This is a genomic window from Bacillus pacificus, assembly GCF_020861345.1.
GTDB classification, from domain to species: domain Bacteria; phylum Bacillota; class Bacilli; order Bacillales; family Bacillaceae_G; genus Bacillus_A; species Bacillus_A pacificus.
The window spans coordinates 3155792-3168821 of the sequence record NZ_CP086328.1; the positions used below are offsets into that span (position 1 = coordinate 3155792).

Consider the following 13030-nt stretch of genomic DNA (forward strand, 5'->3'; position numbering starts at 1 on the left):
TTATGTTGTTACGATGCAAGTTCTATGTACCTTTTATCATTTTATGAACGGACGTATGGGATAACCACCATTCGAATATACGTTTTGCTTTCTCCGAAGAAGCTATTAGCATACTAGAATCGCCCGTTTAGCAAGCTATTTTGTTACATTATACGTACGTAAAAACACTTCTACAATCAACATCTTGTCGTATTTTTTAGACATCTTGCTTTTCACTTTTACCATCTCACTAAAAACATACAAAAGAACATTTTTCAAAAGCAGTTTCCGATGATTTTATGAATACAATGAGACCTATCTCCTTCGAGATAGGCCTCTAATTTACGATATTACACTAGCTATAAAACTACCTTTTTCTTAAATTTAGATTATTTATCTCTGTGACGCTCCACCAGAAGTCACCCTTTCAATACGTAAATTATCTAAAATAAACGTACCCGCTCCGGTATCTCCGTTTAAATTCGTTCCATCACTGAAAATTCCAACATAAGTTTGACCATTCTCAGAACCTGTCACAGTAAACTCTGCTGTTTTTGTGTCAGTAGATGCAGTAAGAGTGTTATTCACACTCAATCCCTTTGCACTCGCAATGTCTCGAACATCAATTTCTTGATCCCCTGAAATAAAGCGGAATGCATTTGCTGTTGTTTGGTAGTCAAATGATACTTTATAAGTTACGCCTGGTTCGAAACGATAATTTTGAGGAATAGTACGGTACAGCAAACCTTTATTTCCAGTGTTCACTTTAACGGACCAACTCCCACCTAATACATCATCGACTAATTTTTTACCTGCCCACCCTTTTTGCGTATATGGAGCATGCAATTCAGACAAATGAATTCTGTTGTCTTCTACACCTTCTGTATTACCAATAACAAATGGGTAAATACCTTGTACTACCGATTCAAAATCTTGTTTAAATTCCGTCGGTGAGACATTATTTTTTAAAGACTTTTGAACGATTCGAATGTCATCAAATTTTGTGTTTCCTTTCCCAGAATCACGGCTTAGAGTTAATTTAGCCCTATTAGATACAGCTGTAAAGCTCACTTGCATGATTTGCATTTTGCTATTGTATCCATCATTTGTGGCATGTGAATCTGCCTTAACATAGTTCTTTTGCAGGCTGCGAAGTGTGTAATTGCTAGCATCTTCTTTCCCACCTGTTACTGTAATTCCAGCCTTTACATCACTATTGTTTTCAACATATACCTCTGCTACATAATCTTTACCCGGTTCCAAACCAGTAAGGACACGGGAAACAGTTGTATCTTTTGATGGACTATCAATGTTTAAGTAGTAATCTCCACTACTTACATTACGGTTGTTTCCAGTTTGATTCGTTCTGATGACGCTTACTGCTTTATTATCACCCTCAATAGTTGTATATGCGCTTACTTTTCCTGTATTGAATCCCCCATCATATATATGAGCATCCTTGCCCCAATTGTAGTCAAGGATTTCCAAACCCTTATCTCTTTTTGGTACGACAACATAAGGAGTTGCAGCACTAGCTGTCAAAGTTATCTTATTATTTACGACCTTTACTTCTTTCACATCTGTTCTACCTTGATCTGTCAATTTGTATACATAAACAGTAGTGGCATTTTTATATTCATCTGGAAGTGTCCAAGTCGTTGTACCACCTTCTAAATTCCAGTGATATAATTTTTCTGAATCAGCAGTTGGATTTTTAAAGTCTTGTTTCACCCAAGGAATTAAATACGCATGGCCATCAAGTATAACATTTCCATTTAGCTTAATAACACGTTCTCTAGCATTGTCTTTTCTAGTTACATCGACAACATCCCCATTGCTTGGGTCCTTCAATTTTATTTCCTTTTCTAAGTTCGTCTTGCTTTTATCCCCTTCTACATTTGTCCAGTTCGTTACATAATATTTTTGTAGGAATTTAGTAGGTAAATTCGTATCAAATGTCATACGAATAAAGTTATCGAAATTCTTATCAGATTGCCATCCTTCGAAACCAGCTAATTCAAATCCACCAAGTAATGGATGGTCAGCAGTTCCACCTACTTCAGGCCAATTCAACACCCAAGAATCTCTTTGGTGATTACTAATAAAACGCAGTACTTCTGAGTTAATCCCTTTACTTTCCGGTCCACCGTAGTTTTTATCAGTAGCCCAATGTTGCCACGTTGAGTAATTGGCCATAGAACCACCAAATTCCGTTGTTAATCTCCAACCTCTATCTTTAAATTGATCTGCTATTCTATTTGATTCCCATTGATTTTGATACCATACATCTAAATAAATAAAGTCAAGATCAGGAACAGCCGTTTTCAATTCATCTAGTCTTTTCGCACGCGATCCAGAATACAAATCTTTTAATTTATTAATTGTATAAGATTGATCTAACCATCCCCATCCTAATGAACTTGGACGATCAATAAAATCATTATTGAAAGCTTTCGCTTCTGGATAAGTTTCTTGAGCATTTATATGGACACCAAATTGGGTATTATACTTATGCCCCTCTTTAATAAGCGTATTTAAATCTTTAACGCCTCCCATACGTTCGCCCACATCACCATAATCTGGATGACCACTATCATGCCCTTCGTTTGCATATCCTTTTAATATGACCGCTTGCCCCAATTCATCTGTAGCAAGAGCAACCTTTTTCACATTATCGGATGTTTTTAAGAATGGTTGTTGCGCTTGTGAGCCGAAATTCATTGCAATACGCATTCCAACATTATTGTTTACATCTTGGTATCCTTTAATGTCTTGCATAATATCACGGTATGCAATCGCCGCATCTTGCCAGTCTGCCTTATTATCATTATTCAAATCTTTAGCAATAGCTATTTTAATAGTTGGTTTATCTTTTTGTGGTTCTGGCATAAAATCTCTTTGATAATAAAGTGCACTAGAACCGATTCCCATTGCTTTTGCACCATTTTTATTTACATATCGATTTGCAACTAAATTTTTATAGCCGTCCACTTCTGAACTAGACCATACACCTGCGCTCAATTCGTCAGTTGACAAGAATGCTATATAATTTTTAGTAGATGTACCTATTTCTCCCATAGAAGAATCTACGCTTACATCTACATCACCTGTTTTCCTAACATCTGTACTAATATTCGTTAATTTAGCTTTTGCACCTTTTTGTTCCGAATTTACCGATATAAAGTTCATATCAGCAAACTCAACCGTCTCGATTTTGGCACTACCATTATTCTTAATTTCATCGAAGCTATAAATAACCTTATTATCATTCACCTTTACAGATACCTTAAATACCGCATCAAGGTTTTTCATTTCATCTACAACTTTTAATGTATATAGTGCTTCACTATCGTTTAACTTTTCAAAGTTTACTTTAGGATAGTATAGTCCACCATTTACTTTCAATCCGTAAACAGGAGCTTCCTGTCCGCTCATTACTTTATCGCCCACTTTGTATTTCACAATCCGCGGGAATACTTGGTCAATTGTGACGTCCATATACTTTGACTTTATTATATTTTCTACTGGTTGAGTATCTGGAGGCTTTGGTGCACTATATTCCTTTATTTTGACATTTGAAATCGTAATATCGGCAGCACCTCGGCTTTTTTCAAATCCTAGTAAGCCAGCTTGATCTACACCACCTGTTAAAGTCCAAGAATCTACCTTTTTACCATCAATGTATAATGTCGCAACATCGTCCATGAATACTAAACGTAAATGGTATGTTTGTTTTGCTTTTAACGGCACGTTTGAAGTCATCGACGTCCAATTGTTTATAGGACCAAAAGTTTCTCCAAAATACTGATCGTTCGTATCTCCTGTTCCCACATATGTGTATGTAGATGAATTTTGAACACGATAGATGAATCCAAAACGATTCATCTTATCAGTATTAGTAGTAACATCTGCTTCAAAAACACCATTTTTAATCGCCTTCATTTGGTTGTAGACAATTCGATTCTTTTGGGTAGATGTAACACCGAAAGTGGCTGAACCATCTTCATTATAGGTAACTTTTCCGTCACCTGAGATAATTTTCAAGTCGCCTTCTTCCAATTTATTATCCGTAATGTCCACAAGTTTTTCATTTCCTGGATCTGTGCCTCCATCCCCAGGCGCCTTTCCTAATTCAATGAGTACTTGACTATTTTTATCTCCATAAGCACCAAGTTTAATCGCTTCCTTACCTGTAAGAAGGTTATTTACATCATTAGATAAGGTAACCGGTCCAAATAAATCTTTTCCATCTAATGTAATATTCAAAGTGGTTTTATTATAATCAATTTTAATAGAATGCGAAGTTCCAGCCTCTGGAAGTGGAACATTAGGTCTAGTTTTTAACCAGTCACCTTTCCCTTGATATTTGTATTCGTAGAACCATCCAAGTGAGTCGTAGCCTACAAAAACGAAATTATTATTGTCAATATAATGAGGATAGAAACCGAATCTAGTATCTTCTCCCTTTGTTTCTGGAATAAAACTATATTCCATCGTTCCTGATTCTTTAGCGACTTTATTCTGCTCTTGAAAAACTGCAGCTTTAGCCCCATTATCGTTGCCAGCACCTGCTCCAAGCCTTGCATATGACTTACCATTTTGTTCTATTAATGCATTAATTTCGTTTCCAACAGATGAAATTGTAATCCATGGATTAGACGTATTTGCCCCTACATGTAGCGGCACAATCATGCTTACTAAAAGTGTTGGCACAATCAACATACATGCAAGAAGGGTATTAAAAACTCTCTTGAAATGCTTATTTTCCAATTCTTCTCCTCCTTTGAATTTAAAATTTTGGTTAAAGACGATACCTGCACATTAATTTTTAAATAAACAAAAACCTGAAAGGCACCGCTTTCACTTATGTTTAGAATAGTTTTTTTAAAGTGCCTCCACAATAAAGATATTGTTTCTTTTTTTAGGTATATTGTCTTTTTAAAAACGCTTACAATACAAAGATATTGTTAGCTTTTTCAAGTGTATTTTTTAGCGAAACCCCGCTAAAATTCAATTAGTTTGATTGTACATGGCAATTAGTACTTACCATTTTCTTTATATATAAAGGGTCCCCATATGCCTTTACCTGAAGCTATAGTTACTACCGTCCTTGCTGTTCTCGATTTTCATTCTAGGTTTTTCACCATGTTGGACACACTAAAAAAAGAGCAGACGAATGTCTGCTCTTAATTTTTCATTCCGTTTAAAAATTGATTCTGATGCAATTATCACTTAAAGATAGAAAGAAATAAAGAACATATAGAAGGAAAGATATCTTACTAACTTTGAAGCTCCGCTGTTTGTTTTACTTTAGCAAACCATGAGTTGGCTGTCTCTTTCAACACGAGATTTAGTTCTTCAGCATTCCTTTTACCAGTATCTTTTAACCAATCACGACCTGCTTGTTCGCCGCTTATAGCAAAAGGTGCCACACCGTCCTTCCAGGTTGCCCGACCACATAACACTCCGTTAAAGGTAGAACCGGATTCTTTAGCAAATTTCAATGTTTCTTGGAATAATTTAGCACTTACACCTGCACTTAGGAAGATAAAAGGCAGCTCAGTTACTTCACTTTGTTCTTTAAAAAAAGAAGCAGCCTCTTCTTTTCTGTAAACGAATTCACCTGTCGTATACCCTTCCACAAAATTCATATCCACTGGAACCTCTACTTTTAAAACATCTACTTGGTATTGAGGTTTCGAGAACTCCTTCATAGCCTCAATCACTTTATGTGGTTTTATTTTTGCGTACTCTTTATTTTTCGCATCATCATTTTCAGCATCATAAGTAACAATCTCCAAAAAAAATGGAATATCTTCAGCAGCACACTCAGATCCGATACGTTCCATATAGACATGTTTATAGTTATTAATTTTTTCATCTTCATCGAAATCATAGTAGAGTAAGAATTTAATAGCATCGGCACCTGCTGCCTTTAATCGTTTCACTGACCATTCCGATAATAAATCTGGTAACCGTCCTACTTCTGACGCATCGTATCCGGTTTTTTCATACGCTACTATTAAGCCTGATTCTTTATGTCGGATCTTTGCCGCTGGCAGTCCGTATTCCGGGTCCAAAAGAATTGCTGTTGCAAATGGTGTTAATTCCTCAGAAACCAATTCTTTGAAACGGATAATGCCCTCATCTCCAACATGACTTGCACCGCCAGACGCAATCATTTTTTTCAACGAACCGCGTTGATCAATAGCCAATGCTCCAATTATGCCATTTTCAGCAGATAAACGTTTTAGAGCTTCCAATTTATTCTTGGTTAGTTCTAACATCAACATTCTCCTCTACCAATCTATTTTTTCAATTTTAATGAGATCAAAGTATTGTTTAAACTTATTTATATTAATATAACCAGTACCAACTTCCATCGTATTTAATATTCCTGTAGTCATCGCCGTTTTAAGAACAGTCTCAACCGTTTGATTTTGATATAATGCCACAGCTAATCCTGCAACTGTCGCATCACCAGACCCAACAGGATTGATCACTTCTATTTTCGGAATCGTAACTCTGTAATAGTCCTCGACATGCCTAACTAAAGCACCTTCACCACCCATCGACATGATAATCCACTCAATTCCAGTAAATAGTTCATGGTTTAATGCTTGCTTCAAATCTATGATTCCCATTTCCATGTTAATGCCCAACAACTGAGATAATTCCGCTTTATTTGGTTTGATGGCAAATGGTTTTTCTTTATGCACCAAGGCGTTTTTCAAAGATTCTCCTGACGAATCTATAATCACTGGAATTCCATTGTTATTACAGATTTTTAACATTTGATAATAAAAGTTATTCGGTAACCCTTTCGGCAAACTGCCCGAAATTGTCACAAGTGAAGCTGTTGTAAGCAGATATTCAAATTTTTCTAAAAAAGTTGCCCCTTCTTCGTTGGATAATGTCGGCCCTGATTCTAAAATCTCTGTTTGCATCCCTTCATGAAGAATGGCAATACAATTTCTTGATTCTTTTTTAATTTTTAAAAAGTCATTTGGAATATTGCTTTTATTTAATTCTTGAACAATGTATTCGCCAATCGTACCACCAATCACACCTGTCGCTAGAACAGCTTCTTCCATTTGAGCGATCACTCGCGCCACATTCAAGCCCTTTCCACCAGCAGTTTTATGAACTGTTTCCACACGGTTAACAACATCTAACTTTAATTCATGAGTCGAATAGGAAATATCGACAGATGGATTCATGGTGACAGATAAAATCATTTGAAATCCCTCTTTCAGAAAAATATTTAAGCTTGAAAACGGCACACACCATCAAGATAGGTAGCTGCTAAATCCATCGCTGGCGTCAGTACTATAAAGTCAGCAGCATATCCTTCAGCGATTTTCCCACATTCGCCATCTAGTTGAATACTTTTAGCTGGTGCCGTACTCGCCATATAAATTGCTTGCTCGGGCGCGGCAATTCCCCAATCGACGACATTTTTTACAGCATCTTTTAATTGCAAAATGCTACCTGCTAAACTTCCACTTTCCAAACGGGCCATCCCATCTTTTACTTTCACAGGAAATTCTCCCAATTGATACGTTCCTTCAGGCATACCTCCGGCCATCATACAATCGGATACCATTACAACCTCTTCTCTGCCGCGGACATTCATTAAAATATTTAAAGCAACAGGGTGAACATGATGTCCATCACATATGATTTCGGTAAAAACATCTTTTAAATTCATGGCTGCTCCAACCATTCCTGGTTCACGATGGTGCAGCGGACTCATACCATTAAAAGTATGAACAAAAATGGATGCACCTTTTTCACTAGCTTGCTTCGTTTCTTCATAAGTTGCATCACTGTGGGCCAATGCTACTATAATCTCTTCTCCTACAGCATATTCAATGAATTCCGCTGCTCCTTTTCTTTCAGGTGCAATCGCAATTTTTTTAATAGAATCATTTGATAATTTCTGCCAACCTTTCAACATGTCAACTGATGGGTCACAAAAATATTTCGTGTTTTGTGCTCCTTTATGCTTTTCAGTAAAAAACGGCCCTTCTAAAAAGATACCTTTAATTTTTGCGCCCTGTACTTTTTTGTAATTGGCACCAATCATTTCAACGACATTATTCAACGATTCTATTGAGGATGTTAAAGTTGTCGGTAAAAAGGATGTAACGCCGCAAGAAAGGAGTCCTACCGATATTTGATTTAGTCCTTCAAAATTATTGTCCATAACGTCGTGATTTCTAAAACCATGAATATGTGTATCCACTAGACCAGGAGCAATCCAATATCCTGCATAATCGATGATTTCTTCCGCTTCTTCTGGCCTGTTCTCTAAAAAGATACCGAATTTTCCATCTTTTATCTCCAAAAAACCAGGACCTACGACCTTCCCCTCAAGAAAAAACTTATCTGCAAAGATAAAAATAGACATGTATGTTTCCCCTAACCTAGTTACTCATATTCGTAGATAGTAACACCTTTAACGACACGGTTCACCGTTCCTGTCGGTGAAGGTGTATCCGGTGTATTACCTACTTTCACGGAGGCTAACAGTGATATTGTTTGCCCAATCATTACAAAAGGTAATGCTAAGTATGCATCTGGTACAGACTGTGCCTCGCTGCCAAATACAAACCTATTCCCAGCGTAATTCGTTTCTCCATCAACCTCGATGGCACATATATAGCTGGCAATGTTGTCTTGTTGCATTTCGTTTAACATATCTAAATCATATTGACGTGTATACGGATTGTTAGAAACAAACACAAAAACTAATGATTTTTCGTTTACAAATGATTTTGGACCGTGCCGGAATCCTAGCGGTGAATCAAAAGCGGTGACAATTTTTCCAGCTGTCAGTTCTAATACTTTTAATTGTGATTCTTTTGCTAAACCTTCTAAACTACCAGAACCTAAGTAAATAATTCGGTCAAAATCCAAATCTACTATCTTTTGGATAGCGTCTTCCCTTTGAATGACACTTTCACCCATTTGATGAATTTCTTTCACTATCTTTGATTTTTCTTCAGTCGATATAGAATCAAAAACAAGTAATGCCGTTAACGCCATGCAAGTATAACTTCCTGTCATTGCAAAACCATGATCATTTGATTTTTCAGGCATCAATAGCAATAAGTTTTTGTCATTATTCACGGCCTGTTTAGCTAATTTTCCATCTTTCGCACAAGTAATCGTGATTTGATACAAATCGCTTACTATTTGCTCAGCTAATTGTACGGCAGCGACACTTTCTGGGCTGTTCCCGCTTCTAGCAAATGAAACGAGTAAGGTTGGAAAATCCTTTTTGAAAAATTGGTAAGGATTTGAAACTAACGTAGTTGTCGGGATACTTAGTACTTCCCACTGTTGTTCATCTACTTTTTCTATTACATAAGGGGTGACTGTATCACCGACATAAGCAGACGTTCCAGCGCCTGTAAAAATAACTCGAACCCGATTATGTTTCGTTACTATTTTTTGCAAAAACTCATCAATTCTCTCGCTCTTCTCCATATACAAAGCAAAGGTTTCAATCCATAAATCAGGCTGCCGTCTTATTTCCGCCGTTGTTATCGATGCGCCTAACGAAACTAATTTTTCTTGACTTAATGTAAACATATTCGTTCACTCCTCTACCTATTTGCCATCATTCTCTCCATAAAGTGAAACTTTAATCAGCCCTCACCAATCGGAATAAAAGAAAAGAAGACCAGCGCCGTCTCATTACATACCTTCAAATACTCGTAATCCTGCACCAACAACTCCATTATTTTGTGCCAATGTACTGATGCTCATCTGCTCCAAAAGATGTTGTTGCTCAGGCAGCTGAAAACTCTTTAGCTTCACTTTAATCAACTCTAGTAGAAATGGATTTTTCACAATGACACTGCCACCCAAAACCATTCTATGCGGATCTAATAAACAGGAAATCTTATAAAGACCTTGAGCTAAATAATCAGTTACCTCATTGATAATGGACTGATATTCTGGTACCCCATTTATATAACTAGCAAAAACATCTTTTGTTGAAATAGTATCTACCTGTAAGTCTCTTTCGGCTATTCTCTGGATCCCTGGCCCAGCAGCGATTTTTTCTAATCGTTCATTGTTCCCCTCCTTCGATAGAACAGGGATCAAACCTAGTTCTCCAGCAAACCCTGCTCCCCTAAAAAATGAGCCTTTATGGATGATAGAACAAGATATTCCCGTACTTATAGTCACGTAGACAAAGGTTTCATTTCCTTTTACATGTGCTGCTCTCCATTCAGCAAAAGCCGCCATATAGACATCATTGTCAATCGTGATCCGCTGGATTCCAAATTGCTCCTGCAAACGGACTGAAATAGGAAACTGGCTCCACGGTAAATTGTTTTGAAAAACGGCAATTCCATTCTCACAATCCACTTTTCCCGGTACTCCAACACCAATACCCTCGATATCAGCGATGGAAATTGATGATCTTCTGAGAACTTGTTCCACAGCTTCTACAACTCTACCAAACATTTTTTCCCGGTCTAAAGGATCACTTTTTACTTCGGTACGTTCAAGCAGTTCGCCTGTATCTGAAATAACTCCCGCTGCAATCTTCGTTCCCCCAACATCAATGCCGACTGCCTTTTTCATTTGTCTGCACCCCTAGGTTTGTATTTAAAGTATTGAGCAATTTTCTACAATTGTTATCGTTGAACATATATTTGCAATTCATTGATCAATCCACTTGCCCTAATTGATTTATACGTATTTCCGATTGTAATTATAAAGCAGCCCTAAAAGACCAGCTAATCCAATCAACATCATACCCAGTTCAAATTTACCAGCTGTTTTTTGGTAGACGATAATGAAAGATAGGCATACGAGAAACACAACAATTTTAATAACGAATACGATATTAGCCTTCATTTGAAAAATCCTCCCACCTGATTTCACTAGGTGCCAACGTCACTTCTATCCTGTTTCCTTGTCCATCGTAGACAAACGTCATTTGTTCGACCATCGAATTGTTAACAATTGCCATTTTTTGGATAGATGGATATGCATGAACTTCACAATAAATATTGCTCGCATGATACTTTTGAAATTCCTCTTCTTTATGGGCAGCATAGTATAAAGCACGCATCAGCAGACGTGTATTTTCTTCACTGTATGGAAGCCCTGCTATATAGACAGCTCTGCCTTCTCCAAACGGATGAGCAGAAAGATGAACTTCACCATTTGAATATTCAATTATTTCGGTTTCTTCTGATAACGCATAAACATTTTTCATCCCTTCGCCAAAATCAAATTGGCTGCTGTCAGCAGAAATAAAATGATTTTCGACAGGATTAATAAAATATTTATCTGTTGATAAGCTGAATCCGAGTTCCTTGTCAACGCCTAAGACATTTGCCAATTGAAAATAATGCCCTTCATGCTGATAAGCTGTAGGTTCCCCAATACCTATGAATCCTCCGCCATTATACATCCAAGCTCTGATTGTAGTGACTAACTTTTCATTAATCCAGTTAGCACCTCCTGAAAAAGCTGTTCCCACATCACCGGCATTAATAATGACGTCAATATCCTCAGATATCCCATCATTCATGACATCATCAAAACTAATGAACGTAACTTCCACTGCAGCCCCACTCAAGGACTCTAAAACACCTAAATAAGAATAAATTTGTTTATACCATAGTGCATGAGCAACCATATGTGTTTGCCAAGTTCTCAACTTGCCCCAAGAATTCAAAATCGCAACTTTAAGACCGCAGTATGGCTTCACACCTTTGATTGTGTCATGAATTTCACGAAATTCCTCAGTGACTTTTTCAATATAGGAGATAAATTCTGGGAATTGATACGCTAGACTTAAATACCCCCCATAGCCGATACGATCAACAGGATTACGCAATAAGGCTCTACGCGCCGTTAGCCAATTTTCATTCGCTTCAATCGTCGGGTTGTTACCTTCGTAAAAAGTATCTGGAAAGAAATAAGGTAAGAAACGCCCTTCTGTATATCGAACATGTGGTATATCTGCAATCATACGCAATGTAGCCCCACCGCCCACACTGCCTACAACTGCATCCAATCCGATATTTTCAAAGTATTTCCCATATGGTTCTGTACCAATCCAGTTATCACCAAGAAACATCATTGCTTCTTTTCCACTTTCATGGACAATATCCACAAGTTTCTTTGCTTCTTCAGCAACGAACTTATGAACAAAATCTATATAATCTAAAAAAGCTGGAGTTGGAATTCGAAACGAAGTATTATAATAACCTTGATCAACAATGTCCTCTGGTCTTAAGCGATAGCCTTTTTCTTTTTGAAAAGCATCCAAAGCAGCAACTGAAACACTTGCACCATATCCGAACCAATCGACAAATTTCTCTTTGCCAAGATTATTGAACACAAGGGTAAAATGATAGAAAAACGTTGTAAACCTGACTACATCTGTATCCGGATTTTCTGTCAGCCATTGTTTTAAATAGTTTTTCATAAATTCATTAGAATGTGGCTGCCTGACATCAAAAGGAATATCATGTGGCTTATCTCCCCAATTATTAGTAATATGATTGTACATTTGGGTTGGATCCCAAATCGCATAGACTAGGAATGAAACCGTATATTCATGCCAAGGAATCGCCTTCGTAATCAAAACACGATTTTGATCTTCGTTTACTTCCCAATCATTAACGTCAACAACTTCTCCTGTTGTCCGATCAATAACCTCCCAATATTTTTTTGGACTGTGAACATAATCCGGTTTTAATTGTTCCTCAAAGTAGCCTTTCATAAAATCAATTTCGAGGGTGTCAGTAAGCGCCGTATTGAACAAGCTCATTAAATAAAGTTGCTGGCATTCATCCATATGCTTCTCTGCGAACTCATTGTGAGCTCGAGCAACAAAATAAGTCGTATAAATTTTCGCATCCAATTGTTTAATATCATCATCTAGTTTCGTTCCATCACTATCGCGAATCGCATCTGCACCCCATCGTTCCATTAATTCTTTCGTTTCCTTAAGAAAATTTTCTTCACTCGGTAAAGTAACTCGGCCTTTTTTCCTTTTCATGTAAATCCT

The 13030-nt window shown here is 37.1% G+C and carries 8 protein-coding genes; all 8 read right to left on the minus strand.

The window, feature by feature from the left end; translation table 11 throughout:
• Positions 1-372: 372 nt before the first annotated feature.
• Positions 373-4749, minus strand: coding sequence for an endo-alpha-N-acetylgalactosaminidase family protein (locus LMD38_RS16550; RefSeq protein WP_062821923.1), 4377 nt, complete (start codon positions 4747-4749; stop codon positions 373-375).
• Positions 4750-5258: 509 nt separating this feature from the next.
• A complete protein-coding gene (gene lacD / locus LMD38_RS16555; protein ID WP_016717260.1) occupies positions 5259-6266 on the minus strand; it encodes a tagatose-bisphosphate aldolase in 1008 nt (335 codons plus the stop codon).
• A gap of 12 nt (positions 6267-6278) precedes the next feature.
• A complete protein-coding gene (locus LMD38_RS16560) occupies positions 6279-7217 on the minus strand; it encodes a hexose kinase (RefSeq protein WP_016717259.1) in 939 nt (312 codons plus the stop codon).
• 26 nt (positions 7218-7243) lie between these two features.
• On the minus strand, positions 7244-8392 hold the full coding sequence (gene nagA, locus LMD38_RS16565; RefSeq protein ID WP_062821924.1) for an N-acetylglucosamine-6-phosphate deacetylase: 1149 nt from the start codon (positions 8390-8392) through the stop codon (positions 7244-7246).
• 20 nt (positions 8393-8412) lie between these two features.
• Complete coding sequence (locus LMD38_RS16570) at positions 8413-9579, minus strand: SIS domain-containing protein (RefSeq protein ID WP_016717257.1); 1167 nt, start codon at positions 9577-9579, stop codon at positions 8413-8415.
• Positions 9580-9684: 105 nt separating this feature from the next.
• Positions 9685-10584: an ROK family protein gene (locus tag LMD38_RS16575; RefSeq protein ID WP_062821925.1), complete on the minus strand. Its 900-nt coding sequence runs from the start codon at positions 10582-10584 to the stop codon at positions 9685-9687.
• A gap of 108 nt (positions 10585-10692) precedes the next feature.
• A complete protein-coding gene (locus LMD38_RS16580) occupies positions 10693-10860 on the minus strand; it encodes a DUF6903 family protein (RefSeq protein ID WP_000646587.1) in 168 nt (55 codons plus the stop codon).
• Positions 10850-13021: a 1,3-beta-galactosyl-N-acetylhexosamine phosphorylase gene (gene gnpA / locus LMD38_RS16585; RefSeq protein WP_062821926.1), complete on the minus strand. Its 2172-nt coding sequence runs from the start codon at positions 13019-13021 to the stop codon at positions 10850-10852. The genes LMD38_RS16580 and gnpA overlap by 11 nt, the downstream gene beginning before the upstream one ends.
• Positions 13022-13030: the final 9 nt, after the last annotated feature.